General features: G+C 65.5%; 21 protein-coding genes. 4 read left to right on the plus strand and 17 right to left on the minus strand.

Annotated elements, in window-relative coordinates; translation table 11 throughout:
- Nucleotides 1-418 precede the first annotated feature (418 nt).
- The 4 genes from PMI42_RS32020 to PMI42_RS32035 form a co-directional block, all read right to left on the minus strand.
- The gene (locus PMI42_RS32020; protein WP_008142707.1) at nt 419-2065 is read right to left on the minus strand and encodes a GMC family oxidoreductase; all 1647 of its coding nucleotides are present in this window, start codon (nt 2063-2065) and stop codon (nt 419-421) included.
- A 16-nt stretch (nt 2066-2081) separates the two neighbouring features.
- A complete protein-coding gene (locus tag PMI42_RS32025; protein WP_008142708.1) occupies nt 2082-2675 on the minus strand; it encodes a GNAT family N-acetyltransferase in 594 nt (197 codons plus the stop codon).
- A gap of 118 nt (nt 2676-2793) precedes the next feature.
- Nucleotides 2794-3720: an SMP-30/gluconolactonase/LRE family protein gene (locus PMI42_RS32030; protein ID WP_008142711.1), complete on the minus strand. Its 927-nt coding sequence runs from the start codon at nt 3718-3720 to the stop codon at nt 2794-2796.
- A 306-nt stretch (nt 3721-4026) separates the two neighbouring features.
- Entirely contained in the window at nt 4027-4380 is a 354-nt protein-coding gene (locus tag PMI42_RS32035) for a hypothetical protein (RefSeq protein WP_008142714.1), read from the minus strand.
- A 185-nt stretch (nt 4381-4565) separates the two neighbouring features.
- Between PMI42_RS32035 and PMI42_RS32040 the strand changes: the two genes are divergently transcribed.
- Nucleotides 4566-4790, plus strand: coding sequence for a hypothetical protein (locus PMI42_RS32040; protein WP_008142715.1), 225 nt, complete (start codon nt 4566-4568; stop codon nt 4788-4790).
- A 280-nt stretch (nt 4791-5070) separates the two neighbouring features.
- Here PMI42_RS32040 and PMI42_RS32045 read toward each other — a convergent pair whose 3' ends face one another.
- Nucleotides 5071-5727: a glutathione S-transferase family protein gene (locus PMI42_RS32045; protein ID WP_008142717.1), complete on the minus strand. Its 657-nt coding sequence runs from the start codon at nt 5725-5727 to the stop codon at nt 5071-5073.
- A 169-nt stretch (nt 5728-5896) separates the two neighbouring features.
- On the opposite strand from PMI42_RS32045, the gene PMI42_RS32050 reads away from it, so the two are divergent.
- The gene (locus tag PMI42_RS32050; protein WP_008142720.1) at nt 5897-7120 is read left to right on the plus strand and encodes a polyhydroxyalkanoate depolymerase; all 1224 of its coding nucleotides are present in this window, start codon (nt 5897-5899) and stop codon (nt 7118-7120) included.
- 3 nt (nt 7121-7123) lie between these two features.
- Here PMI42_RS32050 and PMI42_RS32055 read toward each other — a convergent pair whose 3' ends face one another.
- From PMI42_RS32055 to PMI42_RS32080, 6 genes are all read right to left on the minus strand, one after another.
- A complete protein-coding gene (locus PMI42_RS32055) occupies nt 7124-8092 on the minus strand; it encodes an arginase family protein (RefSeq protein ID WP_008142722.1) in 969 nt (322 codons plus the stop codon).
- 4 nt (nt 8093-8096) lie between these two features.
- On the minus strand, nt 8097-8909 hold the full coding sequence (locus PMI42_RS32060) for an amino acid ABC transporter ATP-binding protein (RefSeq protein WP_008142724.1): 813 nt from the start codon (nt 8907-8909) through the stop codon (nt 8097-8099).
- Complete coding sequence (locus PMI42_RS32065) at nt 8909-9628, minus strand: amino acid ABC transporter permease (RefSeq protein ID WP_008142727.1); 720 nt, start codon at nt 9626-9628, stop codon at nt 8909-8911. Before PMI42_RS32065 ends, PMI42_RS32060 begins: the two co-directional genes overlap by 1 nt.
- 4 nt (nt 9629-9632) lie before the next feature.
- Nucleotides 9633-10292 carry an amino acid ABC transporter permease gene (locus PMI42_RS32070; protein ID WP_008142730.1) on the minus strand — a complete coding sequence of 220 codons (660 nt, stop codon included), beginning with the start codon at nt 10290-10292 and terminating at the stop codon, nt 9633-9635.
- A 65-nt stretch (nt 10293-10357) separates the two neighbouring features.
- Nucleotides 10358-11215 carry a transporter substrate-binding domain-containing protein gene (locus tag PMI42_RS32075; protein WP_008142732.1) on the minus strand — a complete coding sequence of 286 codons (858 nt, stop codon included), beginning with the start codon at nt 11213-11215 and terminating at the stop codon, nt 10358-10360.
- Nucleotides 11216-11259: 44 nt separating this feature from the next.
- Nucleotides 11260-12225 carry an agmatinase gene (locus PMI42_RS32080; protein ID WP_008142734.1) on the minus strand — a complete coding sequence of 322 codons (966 nt, stop codon included), beginning with the start codon at nt 12223-12225 and terminating at the stop codon, nt 11260-11262.
- Between the two features lie 159 nt (nt 12226-12384).
- Between PMI42_RS32080 and PMI42_RS32085 the strand changes: the two genes are divergently transcribed.
- Nucleotides 12385-13299 (plus strand): LysR family transcriptional regulator, encoded by a 915-nt coding sequence (locus tag PMI42_RS32085; RefSeq protein ID WP_008142739.1) that lies wholly within the window; start codon nt 12385-12387, stop codon nt 13297-13299.
- Nucleotides 13300-13350: 51 nt separating this feature from the next.
- Here the strand turns inward: PMI42_RS32085 and PMI42_RS32090 are convergent, their stop codons facing one another.
- From PMI42_RS32090 to PMI42_RS32115, 6 genes are all read right to left on the minus strand, one after another.
- Nucleotides 13351-15219: an ABC transporter ATP-binding protein gene (locus PMI42_RS32090; RefSeq protein WP_008142741.1), complete on the minus strand. Its 1869-nt coding sequence runs from the start codon at nt 15217-15219 to the stop codon at nt 13351-13353.
- A gap of 201 nt (nt 15220-15420) precedes the next feature.
- Nucleotides 15421-16347 (minus strand): 2-hydroxyacid dehydrogenase, encoded by a 927-nt coding sequence (locus PMI42_RS32095; RefSeq protein WP_008142743.1) that lies wholly within the window; start codon nt 16345-16347, stop codon nt 15421-15423.
- A 13-nt stretch (nt 16348-16360) separates the two neighbouring features.
- Nucleotides 16361-17689, minus strand: coding sequence for an NAD(P)/FAD-dependent oxidoreductase (locus tag PMI42_RS32100; RefSeq protein ID WP_008142745.1), 1329 nt, complete (start codon nt 17687-17689; stop codon nt 16361-16363).
- A gap of 40 nt (nt 17690-17729) precedes the next feature.
- On the minus strand, nt 17730-18605 hold the full coding sequence (locus tag PMI42_RS32105; RefSeq protein WP_008142747.1) for an ABC transporter permease: 876 nt from the start codon (nt 18603-18605) through the stop codon (nt 17730-17732).
- Between the two features lie 3 nt (nt 18606-18608).
- On the minus strand, nt 18609-19559 hold the full coding sequence (locus PMI42_RS32110; protein ID WP_008142749.1) for an ABC transporter permease: 951 nt from the start codon (nt 19557-19559) through the stop codon (nt 18609-18611).
- 27 nt (nt 19560-19586) lie between these two features.
- The gene (locus tag PMI42_RS32115) at nt 19587-21281 is read right to left on the minus strand and encodes a peptide ABC transporter substrate-binding protein (protein ID WP_008142752.1); all 1695 of its coding nucleotides are present in this window, start codon (nt 21279-21281) and stop codon (nt 19587-19589) included.
- A 215-nt stretch (nt 21282-21496) separates the two neighbouring features.
- Here PMI42_RS32115 and PMI42_RS32120 point away from each other — a divergent pair, with 215 nt between their 5' ends.
- Entirely contained in the window at nt 21497-22129 is a 633-nt protein-coding gene (locus PMI42_RS32120) for a cupin domain-containing protein (RefSeq protein WP_008142755.1), read from the plus strand.
- Nucleotides 22130-22193: the final 64 nt, after the last annotated feature.

Below are 22193 nucleotides of genomic sequence, written 5' to 3' on the forward strand. Positions count from 1 at the left end.
AGGCTTCGCCGGACTTTTGCGCCGCTCGTCCGCACGAAGCCTCGGGCTCACAGGGACTACCCGCCCTGCCCGCGCCTCTCGCGCACGACGCTGCCGCGTCCACCGCAACCCGGCCCGCGTTTCGAACGACTCGCGAACCGTCCCTCTTCGTTGGGCCGGGCTGTTTCGACTCATGCCGCAATTCCGAATTTCGGTAAAGTGGAATATTTTTGCGGGAAGGGATTGACGGGGTGGCGGGTGTTTTGCCCGACGGGCAATGTGCCGGCACACTCTCGTGTCCCGGACGCGCAGCAGCGTGCAACGCTGCTGCGCAGAGCCGGGACCCAGGAGGCGAAACGGGTTACGCGGAGACATGGGCCCCGGCTCTGCAGCGCACCGCTAAAGAAGCGCTGCGCTGCGTCCGGGGCACGAGATCTGCCTACGCCACTGCTACATCCGGAATGCGCGCGGCCTCCATCGGCAGCTTGCCGCGGATCAGGTCCGAGGCGCGGTCGGCGATCATCATGGTGGAGGCATTGAGGTTCGCCGAGATCATGCGCGGCATCACCGAGGCGTCGATCACGCGCAGCCCTTCCAGCCCGTGGACGCGGAGCTGGTCGTCGACCACGGCCCAGGTCGAATCCGCCGGGCCCATACGGCAGGTGCAGCCGGGGTGGAAGGTGGTGGTGCCGCGTTCGGTGGCGGCGGCGAGGAATTCGTCGTCGGTGTTGATGTTGGGGCCGGGGAAATCCTCGTAGGCGTAGTAGGGCGACAGCGGCGCGGACTTCAGCAGGCGCCGCGCGAGCTTCATGCCGCCGACGATGACGCGGCGGTCGAGTTCGGCGTCGAGATAGTTGGTCTGGATGATCGGCGGCGCAAACGGATCATTGGAGCGGATGCGGACATAGCCGCGGCTCTCCGGGCGCTGCTGCCAGGACGCCACCGTCATGCCGGGCTCGTCCTCGAGCTGGCCCTGCACGCCTTCCTTGTAGCTCGCCGGCGTGAAGGTGAGCTGGAGGTCGGAGCTGTCGGCGCTCTCGCCGGAGTGCCAGAAGCAATAGACCATGGTCGGCGACAGCGAGAGCAGGCCGCCGCGCGTAGTGGCCCATTTCAGCGCCTCGACCCAGAGCGACAGGCCACGGCGGAGCTCGTTGATGGTCTTGATGTCTTTTACGCGCGCCACCGTGCGCGGCGCGTAGTGGTCCTGGAGGCCCTCGCCAACCGGTAGCGCGTGGCGCACGGCGATGCCGTGCTGCTGCAATAGATCAGGCGAGCCGATGCCGGAGAGCTGCAGCAGTTGCGGCGAATTATAGGTGCCGCCGGACAGAATGACTTCCTTGTTGGCGCGCACCTCGACCGGCGTGCCGCCACGACCGCCCTTGGTGTAGCGCACGCCGACGGCGCGCTTGCCTTCGAAGATGATCTCGGTCGCGTGCGCATGGGTGTGCACGTGCACGTTGGGCCGCTTCATCGCGGGCTTGAGGAACGCGGTCGCGCCGGAGACGCGCAGGCCCTTGTCGATGGTGCGCTGGCAGTAGGAGACGCCTTCCTGGGTCTTGCCGTTATAGTCAGGATTGCGGGGAATGCCGAGCGAGACTGCGCCTTCCATGAAGGCCTCGCAGAGCGGATCGCGCCAGTTCATGGTGGTGACGGTGAGGTTGCCGTCGCGGCCGCGATAGGTGTCCTCGCCCTCGCCGACCCGCTTCTCCAGCCGCTTGAAGTAGGGCAGCACGTCGGCATAGCCCCAGCCGCGATTGCCCATCTGCGCCCAGGTGTCGAAATCCATGCGCTGGCCGCGATTGTAGATGTGGCCGTTGATCGAGGACGAGCCGCCGAGCGTCTTGCCGCGCGGCGCGTAGATGCTGCGGCCGCCGGTCCAGGGCCCCACCTCCTGCTGGTAGGCCCAGTTGATGCTCTTCATGTGGAAGGTCTTGATGAAACCCGCCGGCAGATGGATGTAGGGATGCCAGTCGCTCGGGCCCGCCTCCAGCACGCAGACGCTGGTGTTGGGGTCTTCGCTCAACCGGCTGGTCAGCACGCAGCCGGCGGAGCCCGCGCCGACGATCACATAATCAAATCTGTCCATGGTGCCTCGGCCGCCTTCAGCGCGGCTTGTCGTTGAGTTGAAATTCGAGATGCGCCTGCACCGTCGGCCATTCGGCAGCGGTGATGCTGTAAACAACGGTGTCGCGCAGCGTGCCGTTCGGCGCGACCTGATGGCTGCGCAGAATGCCGTCCTGCTTGGCGCCGAGGCGCTCGATGGCGCGGCGGCTCTGGTGATTGAAGAAATGGGTACGGAATTCGACCGCGATGCAGTTCAGCGTCTCGAAGGCATGCCGGAGCAAGAGCAGCTTGCACTGGGTGTTGAGCGGCCCGCGCTGGGCGCCCTTGCCATACCAGGTCGAGCCGATCTCGACGCGGCGGTTGGCGGCGTCGATGTTCATGTAGGTCGTCATGCCCACGATGTCGCCGCCGGCATCGAATACCGTGAACGGCAGCATCGAGCCTGCGGCCTGCAAGGCCAGCCGGCGGTCGATCTCCTTGCCCATGTTCTCCGGCAGCGGGATCGCGGTGTACCAGAGCTTTGACAGCTCGCCGTCCTTGACGGCCTCCGTCAGCCCCTCGCGATGCTGCTGCGACAGCGGCTCGAGACGGGCGTGCTGTCCACGCAGGGTGATGGGATCAGGCCAGGGCATTTGAAGTCTCTCTCCGTTGTCATTGCGAGAAGCGAAGCGACGAAGCAATCCAGACTGTCACCGCGGACGCATTCCTGGATTGCTTCGCTTCGCTCGCAATGACGCTCACTAGCACCGTTTACTTGTTTAGGAAATTGAGAGGCAAACCGCTGCGCGGCCAGTCCATGGCGATCAGCTCGCCCTTGCCTGACAGCGTGATATAGGCGGTCTTCAGCTCGGGGCCGCCGAAGGCGATGTTGGTGGTGACGCGGTCGCCGGTCGGGACCTGCTCGACCAGGGTGCCGTCGGGCGCGATCACCGAGATGCAGCCGGAGACGAGCGTGGCGACGCAGATATTGCCGCCAGCTTCCACCGCGAGCGAGTCGAACATCTGGTAGCCGCCGAGGCCGCAGATCGGCTTGCCGCGCTCGCCGCGATAGATCACCTCGCGCGGCTTGAGCGTGCCGGGCGCGGACAGCTCATAGGCCCAGAGCCGGCCGGTCGGCGTCTCCGCGATGTAGACGGTGTTCTCGTCCGGCGACAGGCCAATGCCGTTGGCCGGCAGCACGCCGTGCACGACCTCCACGATCTCCTTCATGCCGGGCTTCAGATAGTACATGCCGCCGACATCCATCTCGCGGGGGCGGCGCTTGCCGAGGTCGGAGAACCACAGGCCCCCGTGCCTGTCGAACACAAGATCATTGGGCCCGCGCAGATCGTGCTCGCCGCATCTGGTGACGACAGTCTCGATCTTGCCGGATTGCAGATCGACACGCTGGATCGAGCCGCCGAGATAATCCTCAGGCTGCGGGCCCGGCATGATCATCTTGCCGGTCGGGATCCAGGAGAAACCGCCATTGTTGCAGATGTAGATCTTGCCGTCGGGGCCGAGCGCCGCGCCATTCGGGCCGCCCGGCACCTTCGCCACGATCTCCTTGCGGCCATCGGGATAAATGCGGGTCAGGCGCTGGCCACGGATTTCCACCAGCACCACCGAACCATCGGGCATCACGACCGGCCCTTCGGGAAATTCCAGGTCGGTGGCGAGAACACGGATGTTGGACATGAGGGACCCTCCCGGCTGCTTGTTATGGCTTGCACGGGATGTCCGGCACAGGGCCCCACACGCAAGATTTGCCTGCGGTTATGGCAAAGTCACCGGGGCTTGCCAAGCAAGCGGGATGGTATGCCAGCGTTGCTGGTCGAACAGTCGCAGGGCGCGGAATCGTAGGGTGGGCAAAGGCGCACTTGCGCCGTGCCCACCATCTCTCCACGATTTCGCCGGACATGGTGGGCACGCTACGCTTTGCCCACCCTACGAAACTGCGTCGCGTCATTTCATGCCGCGCCGCGTCCGGGACACGGCAGCATTTTACTTCGCATCCTTCGGCGGCGGCGCGTCCTGCTTCTTCTTCACGTCATCCGCGAGCTTGGTCTGCGCGGCCTGGAGATCGCCGAGCGTCTTCTGCAAGCCGGCGATCGTGGTCTTCAACGCGTCGATCTGGCGGTTGGCCGCATCCAGCTTCTGCTGATGATCCAGCGTCAGCTTGCCGATCGTCTTCTGCAGGAAATCGACATTGCTCTGGAGACAGCTGGTGCGCCGCTCCATGGTCTTCTCGACGGTGCAGATCTCGATGCCGGGCACGTCCTGTGCGCGGACGGGCGCAGCGGCCTGCGTGGCGAGCAGCAACATCGCGCAACACGCGCCGGCGCTTCGAAGCAGCATGCGGGGTTCCTCGTCAAATTGATCACGTCAATGTGCGCTTTTTGAGCGCAGTCGCGAGAGGCTACCACACTCGTACCGCATTCTCGCGTTGAGCTTGGCGTGTTCCCTTTGGACGGGGAGCAGTGAACCGCGCGCGGGAGAAATGGGCGCTCTTTCCGCGGCTTTGTTTAGGGGAGATTTCTGGAATGGCAACGCGCGATAGACGTCTGGCGGAATTCGACGGCGCCGGAGAACCGCCACCTGGTCTGCCGGTCGAAGTGCTGTGCGAGGATCACAGCGGGACGTATCAGCTGCCGTTCGCCTGCCGCTATGTCGAGGGACGCTGGCAGAACCACGAGGCCGGGATCGCGGTCGAGGCGACCGTGATCGGCTGGCGCCTGCCGCGCATGAAGCACTCCGGCGTCGCCTGACGGCCGCTTCTGTTCCAAAATGCGACGGGGCGGCGCTCCGCCTTAACCTTCGGAACGCGGTTCGAACGAATCGCGTCCGAATCAGCCGAATCGCCCTGTCCACGCCTGTTCACGGCTAGATGTCGGTGAGGGCCTGCCGGCGCGCACAATATGTACCGGACGGGTGCGCGGGCTCTGGTCTGGAGCCGGCGCCAAAGGTTAACAGCGGAAAAGGCATGGCTCCGGGCGCCGTCCCCCTGCAGTCCCCGCTCCTGAAACAGGCAGGCGGAGCTGGCCTTGCCTAATATTCGACCTCGAGCTCCTCGATCTCGGCCGGCTCCTCCTTGGCCGCCGCGATCCATTCCCTCATCTCGGGCATGGCCATGATGGTATCGGCATAGGCCTTCAGGCGCGGCTCGAGCTTGACGTCGTAGGTCACGAAACGCGTCACCACCGGGGCGTACATCGCGTCCGCCATGGTGCGCCGCTCGCCGAACAGGAACGGGCCGCCGGATTTCTCCAGGCAGTCGCGCCAGATCGCCCAGACGCGGTCGATGTCGGCCTGGGCGCGCGACCAGATCTTGAAGCCGGGGAAGTGCCCCTTCAAATTGACCGGCAGCGAGGCCCGCAGCGTGGTGAAGCCGGAATGGATTTCGCCGCAGATCGAGCGGCAATGGGCGCGCTGGACGCGATCATCCGGCAGCAGGCCCGCGTCCGGCATCGCCTCGTTGAGATATTCGGCGATCGCCAGCGTATCCCACACCGTAGCGCCGTCGTGCCGCAGGCACGGCACCAGGATCGACGACGACAGCAGCAGGATTTCAGCGCGTGCCGACGCGTCGTCGGGCGCGGTCACGATCTCCTCGAAATCGAGCCCGGAAAACTTCGTCAGCAGCCAGCCACGCAGCGACCAGGACGAGTAGTTCTTGCTGCTGATGGTCAGTGTCGCCTTTGCCATGTGGCCCTTCCCTTACGCCTGTGAACTGCCCCCGCCCGGCCCGCGGCGGTGCCCATTACCTGAGCTTCCCACGAAATGAACAGCAAGCGACGTGCCAATTTTGAGGGCGATTTGACTCTTGTTTGGCTTCGATATTGCATAGCAGCACGGGACAGGTGGGCGTTTCAGAATGATGTCGATGTATTATCAGGCCTTTCAGAACCACATGGATTTGACGGCGCCGTTTCGAGCCGGGGCCTCGTCCGCACTCAGATTCCTCCATCTGGTGCCCCAGGGCATGTCGGACCAGGTGGTCGGCCGACTTTCGGCCGCGCTGGAGCTGATCTCGCGCTCCACCCTCACCTATGACCGTCCGGCCTATGGCATCGACAGCGTCATGGTGGGCAACCGCGAGGTCGCCGTCACCGAGGAGATCGCCTACGCGACGCCGTTCGGCTCGCTGCTGCATTTCAAGAAGGAGGGCGTCGCGGAGCAGCCGCGCATGCTGCTGGTGGCGCCGATGTCAGGCCACTTTGCCACGCTGCTGCGCGGCACGGTGAAGACGCTGCTGCAGGACCACGACGTCTACATCACCGACTGGCACAATCCGCGCGACATCCCGCGCAGCGAGGGCCGCTTCGGGCTCGACGACTACACCGATCATCTCATCGACTTCCTGGGCCAGCTCGGCCCGCGCCCGCATATGGTGGCGATCTGCCAGCCCTCGGTCTCGGCGCTCGCGGCCGCCGCCGTCATGTGCGAGGGCAACCATCCCTCGCGCCCGGCGACGCTGACGCTGATGGCGGGGCCGATCGACACACGGATCCAGCCGACCCGGGTCAACGAATTCGCCAAGAGCAGGCCGATCGACTGGTTCGAGCAGAACCTGATCAACTACGTGCCGGTGCAATGCCGCGGCGCGCTGCGGAAGGTCTATCCGGGCTTCGTGCAGCTCACCGCCTTCGTCTCGATGAATCTCGAGCGCCACATCAAGCAGCACATGGACCTCGCCAACCACATCGCCAAGGGCGAGAAGGAGAAGGCGGCCAGCATCAAGACCTTCTACGACGAATATTTCGCCGTGATGGACCTGCCGGCCGAGTTCTACATCGAGACCGTGCGCGACGTGTTCCAGGAGCACCTGCTGCCGCAGGGCAAGCTGATGCATCGCGGACGTCCGGTGGACACCAAGGCCGTCAGCCGCATGGGCCTGATGACGGTCGAGGGCGAGAAGGACGACATCTGCTCGATCGGCCAGACGCTCGCGGCGCAAGACCTCTGCACTGGCGTGCGCGCCTATCGCCGCGTCCACCACATGCAGGCCGGCGTCGGCCATTACGGCGTGTTCTCGGGCAAGCGCTGGAACAACGAGATCTATCCGCTGCTGCGGGATTTCGTGCACGTCAATTCGTGAGGCTCACGCGGCGCGACGGGCGCCGCGGCGCGCGGCCCAGCGCGGCTGGGCGCAGATGTGGCCGAGGAATTCGATGACGGTCAGCGCGCCGAGATAGGCGGTGACGCCGGTGCCGACATCGAGCGGCGGATTGACCTCGACGAAGTCGAAGCCCGCGATGTCGTGCCGCTCGGCGATCGCCTTCAGGCTGTCGCGCAGCTCGACATAGCTCATCCCGTTCGGCTCGGCCGAGACACAGCCCGGGACCAGCGACATGTCCATGGCGTCGACGTCGATGCTGACATAGACGCGGGAATTGGCCGGCAGCAGCGCGGCAATGCCCTCCGGACCGATCCGCCGGAATTCGCCCATCGGGATGATCCGGTTGCCACCGGCGATGACGTCCTCGACCTGCGCCGGCGAATGACGCAGGCTGCGGATGCCGACCTGCGTCAGGCTGAGCGTGTTGTCCATGCCGGCGATATGGCGAAAGGCATGGCTGTTGGTGATGGTCAGGTCGTTCTCGAACGGCGCGTAGTCGGTGTGGGCATCGAAGTGGATGACGTGCAGCTTCTCGTCGAAGGCGCGAAACACCGGATAGGTGATCGAATGATCGCCGCCGAGCACCACGGGAAGCGCCCCGCGATCGAGAATCCCGCGCACCATGGCGGTGATGTTCTCGAAGGTGCGCGGCGCGTTGGCCGGATGGATGTCGACATCGCCGACATCGGCGATCAGGCCCTGTGACATCTCCTCGACCAGATATTCGCGCCTCGTCTCCGGGTCATAATAGCCCTTGCCGCTGCCGTAGAAGCGCAGCGAGTGCTCGCGCAGCGCACGCGGCGCCAGGCGGCTGCCCGGCATGAACGGCGAGCCTTCATCGAAGGGCACGCCGAGCACGGCAATGGCCGCCTCGAGCATCGACACATCCTCGCAGATCCGCGCGCGCAGGAAGGACGGGATCCCGACATAGGGCCGGTTGATGCGAGACATGGCATTACTCCGTGGGGTTGGCTGTTGTCCTGGCGATGCGACGGTCCGTCCGCACCAGGTCGAGAAAGCTTTTCAGACGCGGCTCCTTCGGCGCGGCCATGATGTCGCGCGCCGGCCCCTCCTCGAGGATGCGGCCGTGGTCCATGAACGCGATGCGGTCGGCGAGGCTCGCCGCAAAACCGATTTCGTGCGTGACGACCAGCATGGTCATGCCGATCCCTGCGAGCGAACGCAGCACGGCGAGCACCTCACCGACCAGTTCCGGATCGAGCGCCGAGGTCGGCTCGTCGAACAGCATCAGGGCCGGATCCATCGCCAGCGCGCGGGCGATGGCCACGCGCTGCTTCTGTCCGCCGGAAAGCGCGTGCGGATGGCGGTCGATCCGGTCCGCAAGGCCAAGCCGCGTCAGCAGCTCCGTGCCGCGCCGCGTCGCCTCGGCCCGGGGACGGCCGAGCACCACGATCTGCGGCCGCACCACGTTTTCGAGTGCCGTCATGTGCGGCCAGAGCTGGAATTGCTGGAACACGATGCCGACCTGCGGGCGCAGGGCGTCGATCTGCCGGCGGCTCTGGCGGCGCACCACGCCGCCCGGCATCAATTCGCGCCCCAATGGCTTGCCCGCGACTTCGATGAAGCCGTCGTCGGGCTGCTCGAGCCAGGTCAGGCAGCGCAGCAGGGTGCTCTTGCCGCATCCGCTCGGGCCGATCAGCGCGACGATCTCACCCGCATGCACGTCGAGATAGACCTGATCGAGCGCGGTGACGCCGTGAAAGCGCTTGGTCAGGTTGGACACGCGGAGGACGGGCGCAGCGCTCATCACGACCTCCTCGCAACCAGCGAGAGATAGCGGTCGGCGATCCGGTTGCGGCTGGTCGCCTCGGCCTGAACGGCCCCGACACGGCGTTCCAGCCGCCTTGACACTTCCGCGATGAGTGCCGCGATCAGCCAGTAGATCGACGCAACGGCCGCGAACACCTCGAAGGGAGCGAAAGTGTTCCCCTGCACCACGAGGCTCTGATAGGTGAGCTCCGGCACCGTGATGGAGGACAGGACGGACGATTCCTTCATCATCGTCAGCGTCATGTTGGTGGACGGCGGCACCAAAGTGCGCAGGATCTGCGGCGCCACCACGTGCCACATCGCACTCATCGGCGACATGCCGATGGCGCGCGCACTTTCGAACTGGCCACGCGGCAGCGCGAGAATCGCAGCACGCACGATCTCCGCATAGTAAGCGCTGGCGAACAGCGCCAGCGCGACGGTCCCGACCAGGGTCGCCGGCAGCCGGATGCCCCAGAATGGCAAGCCGTAATAGACCACGAAGAGAATGATGATGAAGGGGATGTTGCGCAGGATTTCGACATAGCAGCCGGTGACGAGGCGCGGCAGCCACCCCGGCATCAGTGCGATCAGGGCAACCGCGATGCCCGCGACATAGCCTATCACGAGGGCCATGGCCGCCACCTGGAGCGTCAGCCAGGCCCCTTGCAGGAGCAGCGGCCAGTAATCGACCAGGACGGCGGGATCGAAATGCATCGCGTCAGACCCGCGCCGCGGCGAAGCGGCTCTCCGCCAGCCTGCCGGACAGGCTGATGACGAGATTGATGACGAGGAAGACGAGCGCCGAACCGACCATGGTCTCGAACGGCCGATAGCTGGAGCTGGCGATCTGCTGCGCCGTGCGCAGCACGTCGACGACCGTGATGACCGACAGCAGCGCGGTGCCTTTCACGACGATCGTCGCCTCGTTGATCAGGACCGGCACGATGCGCCGGAACAACTGGGGCAGCACCACCTTGAGCCAGATGGCATGCGGCGGGAGCCCGAGCGCCGTCGAAGCCTCGATCTGACCGGTGTCGATGGTGGCGAGACCGCCGCGCATGCTCTCGCTGACGAAGACCATGCTGTTGAAAGCGATGGCCGAGATACCAGCTACTTCCGGCGAAAGGTCGAGCCCAATCGCCGGAAGCACGTAATAGGCGATGAAGATCTGGATCAGGAGCGGCGTACCGCGCACGAAGCTGATGATGACGGCGATGAACGCATTGACCAAAGCGATCTTTTGCGCGCGAACGATCGTGAGAGCGGTGCCGAGCGCAAGCGCCAGCAGCATGATGATAGCAGCCAGCCGGATGTTCACGGCCGCCGCACCGATCAGGCGAGGCAGGATCGACAGCAGAAAGTCGAGCTTGAAGCCCATGGCACGGGCCTTTCCTGTCGGAAGATGCCTGGTCCGCCGTTCTCCCTTGGTCGCCGCGCGAACGGCTACAGGGCTCCGGGCGGCAGATAGTCCTGATCCGGGATCGTCATCTCGAAGCCGAACCATTTCTTCTGAAGGGCCACGAGGCGGCCGTCGTCGCGCATCTTGCGGATCACCCCAGAAATGGCGTCCCTGAGGTCCTTGTCATCAGGCCGCGTCACCCAGGCGAGATAGGGGTGCACGCCGTCCTGAGGTATCGGCGCCATCAACTCGAACACATCCGACTTGTCCTTGACCAGCGCAGCAAGGCTCGGCAGCGGCTGGAGCACGGCGTCGACCTCGCCGTTCGCGAGCGCCACGTAGCTCTCGGGATATGCGGTAAAGAGCTTCAGCTCCTTGAAGCCGGTCCCGCCCGCGGCCTTCAGCTTGGCATCGAGCGCACGCGCGACCGGTTCGGTCGACGAGGCAAGCTGCGTTGCGACCACCTTGCCGTTGAGGTCTTCCACCTTGGCGAGCTTGTCGCCCTTGCGCTTCATCGCGTAAGGCAAGCCGTCGGCGATCGGCATGGTGTAGGCGTAACGCTTGGCGCGCTCCGCGTTGATGCCGACCGTGGTCGCGACAAAATCGAACTTGCCGGCCAGCACGCCCGGCAGGATGCCCTGCCAGGGCAGGTCGAGCTGGTTCAGCTTCTTGACGCCGAACTCCTTGACCACCTCGGCCAGGATGTCGGAGCCGTAGCCGACGATCTTGCCGTCCTTGACGAATTCGAACGGCGGAAAGGCGGCTTCAGTGCCGACCGTCAACTCGCCGGTCCGCTTGATCTTGTCCAGCGTCGTTTCCGCGAAAGCAGGCTGGCTCGCGACCAGCGCGAGGCAGGCGCTGCCGGCCAGGATGCCGAATATCGTGCGATTGGTCTTCCGCATGGCTGATCCTTCTGTTGTCGATGGTCGCAAGGATTGTCGCCGCCTCAGGCGGGCGGCGCGTCGAAATAATTCGCCCTCACCGCGGCGCCGATCAGATTCACGATCAGGCGTCCGGCGGTGATGCAGGTGATCATGTTGACGTCGATGGCAGGCGTGATCTCCACGATGTCCATGCCGACCACCCGCCCCTTGCGCACCAGGCCGTGGATGAGCTTGCGCACCTGATGGAAGGTGAGCCCGCCAGGAGCCGGGCCCTCGACGGCAGGCATGACGGTCGGATCGAGGCCATCGGCGTCGATCGTGATGTAGTACTGGCCGCCCTCCGGAATCCGGTCGAGCACCGACTCGATACCCTTGTCGTGCACTTCGAACGCCGGAATGATGTTGGAGCCGTAGGCCGCCGCCGCCTCGACCTCCTCGGTCCGTGCGCTGCCCGACGAGCGGATGCCGATCTGGAAGATCTCGCCGATGTGGGGCATCTCGGAGGCCCGCCGGATCGGGCTCGAGAGGCCATCGCGAACGCCGTTCACCTCGTCGCGCCAATCGATATGAGCATCGATCTGGATCAGCGTGATCGGACCATGGCCCTTGAAGGCGCGCAGAATCGGGATCGGAATGCCGTGGTCGCCGCCGATGGTGATGGGCATGGCGCCTGCGGCAAGGATCTTGCTTACCGCTTGTTCAGCGCGGACGGAGTGGCTGCGGAGATCGGTCATGTCGGCAGGCACGTTGCCGACATCGACCACTTTCAAGGCACGTCCGCCGTAGATCGGACCACCGACGTCGAAATCGTAGCGCTCCAGCCCGCGACAGATGCGATCGGTGACCGAACGGACGGCATCGGGTGCCTTCGACTGATCATTGGTGATCGCGGCGGCATCGTAGGCGCTGCCGTAGGGAATGCCGAGGATGGCAATGTGCGCGTCGAGAGCGTCGAGATCGGTGCAGATTGGCGACCAGAGCAGGCTCTGGTGCTTGAGCGAAGGCGGCACCGTCAGGGGCAGAACCATAGGTCCTCCAGGTCACAGCAGGTTGGTCTTGCCGAACAAATCGGCATCTGGCCGCCACGCGAGCGGTCTGCGCATCGTCCGGATGTTCAGCGACGGTAACGCGGAGCGCGCAGCGCCCGGAATGATTTTTCCCGAAACCATGCTTGTAGGAATCGCAACATGAAGCACGTCCCGCCGGCACCCGTTCCGCAGCTCACGGAGACCGACCTCAGGCTGCTGCGGATCTTTCGCGCCGTCGCCGAGGCCGGCGGCTTGACCGCGGCGGAAGCCCAGCTCGGGATGGAGCGATCGACCATCAGCCGGCATCTGCTCGCGCTCGAAACCCGCCTCGGCAGCAGGCTCTGCTTTCGCGGTCCTTCCGGATTCGAGCTGACCGATTTCGGCCAGAGGGCCCTGCTCGCCAGCATCGCAGCCTGCGACGCGCTCGAAATGGTGCATCACGAGCTCAATCTGGCTCGCAACATCCTGTCAGGCGAGCTGAAGATCGGCATCGCGGACAACTGCCTGTCCAACCCGCATTGCAGGCTGGCCGACACGCTGGCGCGGTTTCGCGCCGCCGCGCCTGATGTCACCCTGAACATCGCGATCGGACTGCCGACGACGCTGGTCGAGGACGTGCTGGAGCGGCGACTGCATCTGGCCATCAGCGGCCAGCCCGCCGTCAACAGCAAGCTCGAATATGTCTCGCTCTTTGCCGAGGAGTTCCGGCTTTACACGGCTGCGGCCAGGCCGCTGGCGCTGGAGTCCTTGCGCAGCGACGGTGTGGTTCTGGTGACGCGGACAAACGACCGGCGCACGCAAAATCTCGCCCGGCGGCTTCATATCAAGCAACGCGCGGTCGCCTTCGGACTGGAAGCGGTGGCGACGATGCTGGTCGGCGGCGGATTTGTCGGCTTCCTGCCGAGGCACTATGTCGAGATGCTGCGCCCTATCCACCAATTGGAGGAAGTCACCGGCGCCGAGGCGTTTCGTTACACGACGCAGTTTTCGCTGATCTCGGCGATCAACCGGCCGTTGCCGCCGAGCGGCCGGCTGCTGAGCAAACTGCTGACCGATCCCGAGAGTGCGATCTGAGCCAGGTCCCGGACACAACTTGACCGCGGGGAGTTTCCCTGCGTCTCTTCGTCATGACCAATCGCCGTCATCCCACGCCTGCACGACATGCCCCGGCGACACTTCGCGATACTGCCGGACCGGCGGCTGGTAGTCCGGCGCACGCACCGGGCTCCTGATCTCGTCGTTCGCGACCTCGCGCCTGGTGCCGCGGCGTGCGGGGTCGGGCACCGGCACGGCGGCCATCAGCTTCCTGGTGTAGGGATGCTGCGGATTGCCGAACACGTCGGCACGCGGGCCAATCTCGACGATCTCGCCGAGATACATCACCGCGACGCGGTGGCTCATGCGCTCGACCACGGCGATGTCGTGGGAAATGAAGAGATAGGCAAGGCCCATGCTGGCCTGGAGGTCGAGCATGAGATTGACGACCTGTGCCTTGACCGACACGTCGAGTGCCGAGACCGCCTCGTCCGCGACAATCAGCTTCGGCCCGAGCGCGAGCGCGCGCGCGATGCAGATGCGCTGGCGCTGGCCGCCGGAGAATTCGTGCGGGAAGCGCGCGGCCATGTCGGCGGCAAGACCAACGCGTACGAGCAGGTCGGCGACCTTGTCGCGGGCTTGTGACGCGGTGGCGAGCCCGTTCGCAAGCAAGGGGGCTGCGATCGCAGTGCCCACCGACATGCGCGGATTGAGGCTCGCAAAGGGATCCTGGAACACGATCTGCATTTTCTTGCGGAAGTCGCGCAAGGTGCGGCCGCTCATCGCGAGGACGTCCTGTCCATCGATCAGGACGGTGCCGTTATCGGGCTCGATCAGCTTGAGGATGGAGCGGCCGGTGGTCGACTTGCCACAGCCGGACTCGCCGACCAGCGCAAGCGTCTCGCCGGCGCGCAGGGTGAAGGAGACGTTCTCGACCGCATGGACACGGCCCGACACCTTGCCGAACAGGCCCGAGCGGATCGGAAAGCGCGTCGTGAGGTTGGAGACTTCGAGCAGCGGGCGCTCGGCATTCGAGACCGTATCCGGCGTCTCCGTCGGCTCATCCGAGGTGCCCGTCACCCTGTCGACGATCGGAAAGCGCATCGGCCGCGGCCGCCCGTCCATCGAGCCGAGACGCGGCACGGCGGCGAGCAGCGAGCGGGTATAGGGATGCGAGGGTGCGGCGAATATCTTTGGGGTCGCGTCGGTCTCCACCGCCTGCCCGCCATACATCACCACGGTACGATCAGCGATCTCGGCGACCACGCCCATGTCGTGGGTGATGAAGAGGATCGCCATCCCCTCCTCCTGCTGGAGCTCTTTCAGCAGCTCCAGAATTTGCGCCTGGATGGTGACGTCGAGTGCGGTGGTCGGCTCATCCGCGATCAGGAGCTTTGGCTTGCAGGCCAGCGCCATCGCGATCATCACGCGCTGGCGCATGCCGCCGGAGAAGCGATGCGGATGCTCGTGGAAGCGCGATTTCGCCGCGGGAATGCGGACGCGGTCGAGCAGGCGAATGGTCTCGGCTTCCGCCGCCGCCCGCGACAGGCCGCGATGCTGGATCAGCGCTTCCGCAATCTGGAAGCCGATCGTGAGCACCGGATTGAGGCTCGTCATCGGCTCCTGGAAGATCATGGCGACGTCGTTGCCGCGGATGTCCTTCATGTCAGCTTCGGGCAGTGCCAGCAGATCGCGGCCGGCGAGCATGACGCGCCCCTCGATGCGGCCGCTCTCCCTGGGAATGAGCCGCATGATCGACAGCGCGGTGACGCTCTTGCCCGAGCCGGACTCGCCGACGATCGCCACGGTTTCCCCCGGCGCGACGTCGAACGAGACGTTGCGGACGACGGGAATCCATTCTTGCTCGCGCATGAAGGACGTGGTCAGGCCGGAGACGGAGAGCACGGGCGCCTGTGCGGCGGCAGCGATATGATCGGGTCTGGTTGCACCAATGCTCATGCGATGCCTCCAGTGCCTGCCGCGGAGACGGTGCGCTCCCTCCCCCGCTTGCGGGGGAGGGTTGGGGAGAGGGTGTCTCCACAAACGAGAACCCCTGAGAGGAGAAAGCCCCCACCCGGCGCTGCGCGCCGACCTCCCCCGCAAGCGGGAGAGGTAAGAGGAGCTCGTGGCGGCACCGATGTTCCCATCATCATCGCGCCCTCAGTAACCGCGATCACGATCGACACGCCCCGGCAGCTCTTCGCCGCGGCGGTGGCGCGCGATGGTGTCGAGCACGTAGTCGACGGCCGTTTCCGGCTTCGTCGTGCTGGCGATGTGCGGCGTCAGCAAGATGCGCGGATGGCTCCAGAACGGATGGCCGGCAGGCAGCGGCTCGGGCTCGGCGACATCGAGCACGGCGGCCGACAGCACGCCACTGTCGAGCGCTGCGATCAGGTCGGCCTCGACCAGATGCCCGCCCCGCCCGACATTGAGCAGCCGCGCGCCGCGCGGCAGCTGGCCGAACAGTTTTGCATCGAGGATGCCGCGCGTCTCCGACGTCAACGGCAGCAGGCAGACCAGAATGTCGGTCTGCCCCAGGAAATCCGGCAAGGCGTCCGTACCCGCATAGCAGGTGACGCCATCGATGCTGCGCGGGGAACGATTCCAGCCGGCAAGCGAGAAGCCAAACGATTTGAGCCGCTCGAGCACGGCCTGGCCGAGCAGGCCGAGCCCCATGACGCCGACACGCCGCTCGCCTGTGTACGTCGCGGGGAGCTCGCGCCAGACCTGATCGCGCTGCTGGGCGATGAACTGCACGAGATCGCGATGCAGCGCCAGCACCGACATGCAGGCATATTCGACCATGCGATCGGTGATGCCTGGCTCCATCATGCGGACCAGCGGAACATGCGGTGGCAGCTTGGTGATGTCGAACTGATCTACGCCGGCACCGACCGAGAACACCAGCTCGAGATTGGGGAACATCGCCGCGATATCGTCCGGCGGCTGCCACGCCACCAGATAGCGCACCGCCTGGGGATCGCCGATATCCGGCCAGACCCGGAACGGCACGTCCGGCGCGCGCTCGGCGAAGTAGCGCGCCCACTCCGCACCGCGCACCATGTTGGCCTTGTAGAGAACCGTCATGTCGCAATCGCTCTCAGAACGGGCTGACCGGCGCGAGCCGCCGGCCGTCGATCATGCGCTTGTGGCTGTAAGGCGCGGGATCGACCAACGGTGTCGAGCCCGTGACGATGTCGGCGGCAAGCTTGCCCGCGGCGGGGCCGATGCCAAAACCATGGCCGGAGAAACCGGTGGCGAGAAAGAAACCCGGCAAGGCCTCGACCGGCGAGATCACCGGGATCGTATCGGGCGTGCAATCGATGGTGCCGCCCCAGGCCTCCGCGATCTCGATGTCCTTCAATTCCGGGTTTGCCTTGATCAGCGAGGCCAGCGCCGCGTTGACCAGCGACATGTCGGGCGCGGGATCGCGCACGCGCTCGGTCTCGAACGGCGACGGCTTGTCGAAGCTCCAGGCGGTGCCGCGCGCGAGCTGATCGAAGAACGACTTGCCGAACGACATTTTCAATCCGTTGCGGCGGTGCAGATAGGTCGGCCAGAAGGTGCGCGCGTAGCGGAACAGGTCGGGTGACAATTCCACGGTGCCGCGGTTGCGCAGCGCGAGGGTAAAACCACCGTCGAGGCGGCGGCGGATGCAGTAGAGATCGGTGCCGAGCGCACCGGAGGTGATCTCGGGCGCCGGCGTAGTCCGGCATGCGGTGGCGTTGACGAGGCCGATCGGCAGCTCGATGCCGTGACGGCGGCAGAACAGCGACGACCACGCGCCGCCCGACAGCAGCACGGCCTGGGTGCGGATGGTGCCCTTCTCGGTGACGACGGCGCTGACGCGCCCGCCTGATGTCTCCAGCCCGCGCGCGGCGCAGCCCTGATGGATGGTGACGCCGTGTTTTCGCGCGGCGGTGGCGAGCGCGGGCACGGCCATCGACGGCTCGGCGCGCCCGTCGCTCGGCGTATGCAGGCCGCCGACCCATTTGTCGGTATTCCCCGGCATGCGCTCGGCGACCTCGGCCGGCGTCAGGACGGTCGAGTGGACCTGCATCTCGCGCGCAATCGCGGCCCAGCGCTCCCAGCCGGCAAGCTCGTCCTTGCTCTTGGTCAGGAACAGCACACCGGTGCGGCGGAAGCCGGCATCGACTCCGGCGTCGTTCTGCATGTCCTCCCACAGCCGCAGCGCCTCGCGCGCCAGCGGAATTTCCTCGCGGGCGCGGCCCTGCTGGCGGCACCAGCCCCAGTTGCGGCTCGACTGCTCGCCGCCGACATGCCCCTTCTCGACGAGCGCGACGGAGAGCCCCTTCCTGGCGAGATGATAGGCCGCCGAGACGCCGATGACGCCGCCGCCGATGACGACGATGTCCGCCTGCGCCGGCAGGCGTTCGTCGCTGTTTATACGGTTGAGCGGCGGGGACATGGGACACTCCTGGAAATCAGTTCGATCGAGGTCTTGCTCGTCATGGGATGTTCATCCTGGGATCGAGCGCATCGCGCAAGCCGTCGCCGAGGAAGTTGAAGCTCGTCACCGCGAGCGTGATGGCGAGGCCCGGCGCGATCGCGAGCCACGGCGCGCTGGTGAGGTAGATCTGCGCGTTGTTGAGCATGTTGCCCCAGCTCGCAGCCGGCGGCTGGATGCCGTAACCGAGATAGCTGAGATAGGATTCGAGCAGGATCGCCTTGGCGACGTTCAGCGTCGCCGCCACCACGATCGGCGCGATCGCATTGGGCACGAGCTCGCGGAACATGATCCGCAGGTTCGACGAACCGAAGGCGAGCGCGGCGACGGCGAATTCGCGCTCCCTGAGCGATCGCACCTGGGCTTCGACGACGCGGGCCACCCACATCCAGGCGGTGGCCGCGATCAGCACGGTGGTGGTGACGAAGCCGGGTTCGATGAGCGCTGCGAGCACGAGCAGCAGGAAGATGGTCGGGAAGCACAGCACCGCGTCGACGAGCCGCATCAGCACCGCGCCGACGACGCCGCCGTAGAAGCCGGCGAAGGCGCCGACGGCGATGCCGACCACCATCGCGATCACCATCGCGACGATGCCGATCGAGAGCGACACCCGCCCGCCCATCATCAGCCGCGCCAGCACGTCGCGGCCGAGCTCGTCCGTGCCGAGGATGTGCGCGCCCGACAGCGGCGGCGCGAACCGCTTCATGATGTCGATATAGGTGTCGTCGAACGGCAGGAGATAGGGGCCGAACGCCGAGCCCAGGACGAGAACCAGGATGATCACCGCGCCCACGAGCGCAAGGCGATGCCGGCGGAAGCGCCGCCAGGCTGCCTGGCCCGGCGAGAGCTGAACGGTGGAGAGGGTGGCAGCCGTCATCGCCTAGCCCACCCGGATGCGCGGATCGACGACGGCATAGAGGATGTCGGCAAGCAGCGAGCCGATCAGCACCATTGTCGCCGAGAACATCAGGATGCCCATCACCACGGGATAGTCGCGGTAGCCGATGGAATCCAGGAACAGTCGCCCCATGCCGGGCCAGGTGAACACGGTCTCGGCCACCAGTGCGCCGCCGAGCAAGGTCGGAAGCTGGAGGCCGGCCACCGTGATCATCGGCAACAGCGCGTTGCGCAGGGCATGCACCGTCAGAATGCGCCATTCCGACATGCCCTTGGCGCGCGCGGTGCGGATGTAATCCTGGTTGATGACCTCGAGCATGGAGGAGCGCATGAAGCGGCCCCACATCGCAGTCTCGACCAGCGCCAGCACCAGGGCCGGCGCGATCAGATGATGCAGGAGGTCCAGGAAGGAGCCGTCGCCGATGGTCTGCCGGTTGCCGGACGGAAGCCAGCCGAGTGTCACCGAAAACACGTAGATGATGACGAGACCGAACCAGAAGGTCGGGATCGACAGCGCGATCATGGCGCCGACGGTTGCGAGCATGTCGAACGGCGAATAGCGCCGCAGCGCGCCGAGGATACCGATCCAGCAGCCGAGCAGCACCGCGATGATGGTCGCCGTCGCCATCAGTTCCAGCGTGGCGCCGAGATGCGAGGAAATCACCGACAGCACCGGCTCGCCGTCGCGGTAGGACTTGCCCCAATCGCCTTTCAGCATGCGGCCGAACCAGTCGAGATACTGGATCGGCAGCGAACGATCGAGGCCTAGCTGCTTCGTGACGCGGTCGAGATCCTCCTGCGTCATCTGCGCGGAAGCCGCAAATTGCGACAGCGGACCGCCCGGCGCCAGATGCAGGATGGCAAAGCCGATCGCCGAGACGATCACGAGCAGCATGATCGCCTGCGCGAGGCGATTGACGACGTAACGGGCCATCTCAGGCGATCCAGCGTGCCGGACGCATCAGGCCCAGTACCATTCGCGGACGTTCCAGCAATTGATGGACGCGTTGATGTTGGGGCGGAAGCCTTGCAGCCCTTCCTTGACGCCTTCGGCAATGAAGCCCTGGAACAGCGGCAGGATGGCAAGGTCGTTGCGGACGAGCTTTTGCAGCTCGCCATAGGTCGCCTTGCGCTGCGCCAGGTCGAACTGCTTGGCGCCCTGGGCCAGCAGCCGGTCGGCCTCCGCATTCTGGTATTGATAAGTGTTGTAGCCGCGGCCGCCCTTGGCGGGAATGGCACCGGAGCCGAAGCGCGGCGTCACGTCGGGGTCGCTGCCCAGCATGAAGTTCACGCCGACGATGACCGAATTGAACTTCGATTGCTGCCAGAAGTCGCCCCAGATCACGGCGGCCGGCATGTTGTTGACGCGCATCGCTGCGCCAATGGACCGCCAGTCCTGGATCAGCAGCTGCTGACACTGCTCGCGCACGGCACTGCCCGCCGTCGTCGAGTTGGCGAATTCCAGCTTGACGCCGCCCTTCTCGCGAATGCCGCCCGAGCCGCGCACCCAGCCTGCCGCATCGAGCAGCGCATTGGACTTGGCGGGATCGTATTTGTGCTGCGGCAGGCCCTGCTGGAACGACCACGCCTGCTGCGGCACGAAGCTCTCGGTCTGGGTCGGCAGGCCGTAATAGAGCGCATCGATGATCGCTTGCTTGTTGATAGCGAGGTAGAGCGCCTCGCGCACCGCGCGGTCGGCGAAGGGGCCGAACTCCAGGTTGGGCGCGATGTGCTCGACCGAGGACGTCGAGGAGACGAAGATCTTGCGCCCCTTCAGCGTCTTCGCTTCCTGCACGAAGTTCGGCAAGATGCCCTGCAAACCGGTGTAGTCGACCTGGCCGGTGCGGAACTGGGTGTAGAGCACGGTGAGGTCGGGGATGTATTTGAAGACGACGCGTTCGACGTAAGGTCCCTTGCCGTGATAGCCGGTGTGGGCATTCAGGAGGATATGGTCGCCGGGCACGCGCTCGCCCCAGCGGAACGGACCGGTGCCGACCGGCGCATTGTGGAACGGCGAGGCGTTCGGATCGGACACCTTCTCCAGGATGTGCTTCGGCACGATGAAGGTCAGCGAGCCCAGGATCGACATGTAGGGCGAATAGGGCGCGTCCATCCGCCAATGGATCTCGTCCGCTGCGACGACCTTGATGTCCTTGACCAGGCTGTGGCCGACGCGGCTGCGCGCGCGGAAATTGGAATCGTTGATCAGGTCGAGCGAGAACTTCACGTCTTCGGCCGTGAACGGCGTGCCGTCATGCCATTTCACGTCGCTACGCAGCTTGATCTTCCAGGTCAGGCCGTCGGCCGACAGGCCGCCATTCTCGATGGTCGGCACTTCGCGGGCGAGATCGGGAACGAAATTGCCCTCGGGATCGATGTACCAGAGCAGCGAGAACACCTGCCACCAGATGCCCTGGTCGACCTCGATGCCGGGCATCAAGGGATGAAACACCGTCGGCTCCTGCGACAGCGCCGCGATCACCTGCCCGCGCGGCTTGTCCGGCGGATTGGAGGGGCGTTCGGTCTGCGCGAAGGCGCCGCCTGCAAGGCTCCATCCCGCCGCCGCGCCGGCGCCGAGCTGGAAGAATTGTCGGCGATTCGGAATGCCGAGAGGATGCAGTCCGCCAACGCCGAACTTGCCGGTGCTGTCTGCCATAACCAGTCTCCGTTCCCGCACGCGGCACCGTCTCCCGCGCCCCGAGACCCCGGCAAAGGGACAGGAGTGGGCTTTAGTGCTTCTAAATTTTTGTATCAAAAGTTCATCATGACTAAATACAGCTGTCAATCACATTGCTAGGATGCGTGACCTTTTCACTCTGACTGAACGCCGCTGGACCATTCCGGCGGCGAGGACATGCATGGGAGAGCGACATGGATGGTCGCGGCGATACGAACGGCACCAAGGACGCCCCGGCGATCGAGGCCGACGATGCCGTCGACCAGCGCCTCGGTGAGACCGTGCGGCTGCTGCGCCAGCGCGCCGGCCTCTCGATCCAGGACGTCGCCACCAGGACCGGCCTCTCCAACGGCATGATCAGCCAGCTCGAACGCGCGCGCGCGATGCCGTCGATCCGCACGCTGCGCCTGCTCAGCATCGCGCTCGACGTTCCCATCTCCTACTTCTTCGAGACCACCGATCCCGCCGACGTGCAGCGCTACATCGTGCGCAAGAACTCGAGGCGCCTGCTGCGCCTCACCGCCAGCGGCGTCGTCAAGGAGGCCCTCACCCCCGATGGCCAGGGCCAGCTCGAGCTCTATGAGCTGACGCTCAATCCCGGTGCCTCCTCAGGCACGGATTTTTTGCAGCACACCGGCGAGAAGGCCGGCTACATCCTGTCGGGCAGCCTGCGGCTGTGGCTCGACAATCAGGCCCATGTGCTGGAAGCCGGCGACAGTTTTCGTTTCCCGAGCATCGTGCCGCACATGTTCGACAACCCGACCCAGCAGGTGGCCCGCGCGATCTGGGTGACGACGCTGCGTCAGACCGATTCGCCGGCGGGGTGAAGCGCAGAGCCTGAACCTCCCGGACAGTCCGCCGCCCGGTACCACCGCAAATTGCCCCTCGACG

Source organism: Bradyrhizobium sp. YR681 (assembly GCF_000282615.1).
Taxonomy (GTDB): Bacteria; Pseudomonadota; Alphaproteobacteria; order Rhizobiales; family Xanthobacteraceae; genus Bradyrhizobium.

Bases quoted from the DNA above. Each gene is read 5' to 3' on its own strand.
- PMI42_RS32020 (WP_008142707.1), bottom strand. From the start codon at position 2,065: ATGGACAGATTTGATTATGTGATCGTCGGCGCGGGCTCCGCCGGCTGC.
- PMI42_RS32025 (WP_008142708.1), bottom strand. From the start codon at position 2,675: ATGCCCTGGCCTGATCCCATCACCCTGCGTGGACAGCACGCCCGTCTC.
- PMI42_RS32030 (WP_008142711.1), bottom strand. From the start codon at position 3,720: ATGTCCAACATCCGTGTTCTCGCCACCGACCTGGAATTTCCCGAAGGG.
- PMI42_RS32035 (WP_008142714.1), bottom strand. From the start codon at position 4,380: ATGCTGCTTCGAAGCGCCGGCGCGTGTTGCGCGATGTTGCTGCTCGCC.
- PMI42_RS32040 (WP_008142715.1), top strand. From the start codon at position 4,566: ATGGCAACGCGCGATAGACGTCTGGCGGAATTCGACGGCGCCGGAGAA.
- PMI42_RS32045 (WP_008142717.1), bottom strand. From the start codon at position 5,727: ATGGCAAAGGCGACACTGACCATCAGCAGCAAGAACTACTCGTCCTGG.
- PMI42_RS32050 (WP_008142720.1), top strand. From the start codon at position 5,897: ATGATGTCGATGTATTATCAGGCCTTTCAGAACCACATGGATTTGACG.
- PMI42_RS32055 (WP_008142722.1), bottom strand. From the start codon at position 8,092: ATGTCTCGCATCAACCGGCCCTATGTCGGGATCCCGTCCTTCCTGCGC.
- PMI42_RS32060 (WP_008142724.1), bottom strand. From the start codon at position 8,909: ATGAGCGCTGCGCCCGTCCTCCGCGTGTCCAACCTGACCAAGCGCTTT.
- PMI42_RS32065 (WP_008142727.1), bottom strand. From the start codon at position 9,628: ATGCATTTCGATCCCGCCGTCCTGGTCGATTACTGGCCGCTGCTCCTG.
- PMI42_RS32070 (WP_008142730.1), bottom strand. From the start codon at position 10,292: ATGGGCTTCAAGCTCGACTTTCTGCTGTCGATCCTGCCTCGCCTGATC.
- PMI42_RS32075 (WP_008142732.1), bottom strand. From the start codon at position 11,215: ATGCGGAAGACCAATCGCACGATATTCGGCATCCTGGCCGGCAGCGCC.
- PMI42_RS32080 (WP_008142734.1), bottom strand. From the start codon at position 12,225: ATGGTTCTGCCCCTGACGGTGCCGCCTTCGCTCAAGCACCAGAGCCTG.
- PMI42_RS32085 (WP_008142739.1), top strand. From the start codon at position 12,385: ATGAAGCACGTCCCGCCGGCACCCGTTCCGCAGCTCACGGAGACCGAC.
- PMI42_RS32090 (WP_008142741.1), bottom strand. From the start codon at position 15,219: ATGAGCATTGGTGCAACCAGACCCGATCATATCGCTGCCGCCGCACAG.
- PMI42_RS32095 (WP_008142743.1), bottom strand. From the start codon at position 16,347: ATGACGGTTCTCTACAAGGCCAACATGGTGCGCGGTGCGGAGTGGGCG.
- PMI42_RS32100 (WP_008142745.1), bottom strand. From the start codon at position 17,689: ATGTCCCCGCCGCTCAACCGTATAAACAGCGACGAACGCCTGCCGGCG.
- PMI42_RS32105 (WP_008142747.1), bottom strand. From the start codon at position 18,605: ATGACGGCTGCCACCCTCTCCACCGTTCAGCTCTCGCCGGGCCAGGCA.
- PMI42_RS32110 (WP_008142749.1), bottom strand. From the start codon at position 19,559: ATGGCCCGTTACGTCGTCAATCGCCTCGCGCAGGCGATCATGCTGCTC.
- PMI42_RS32115 (WP_008142752.1), bottom strand. From the start codon at position 21,281: ATGGCAGACAGCACCGGCAAGTTCGGCGTTGGCGGACTGCATCCTCTC.
- PMI42_RS32120 (WP_008142755.1), top strand. From the start codon at position 21,497: ATGGATGGTCGCGGCGATACGAACGGCACCAAGGACGCCCCGGCGATC.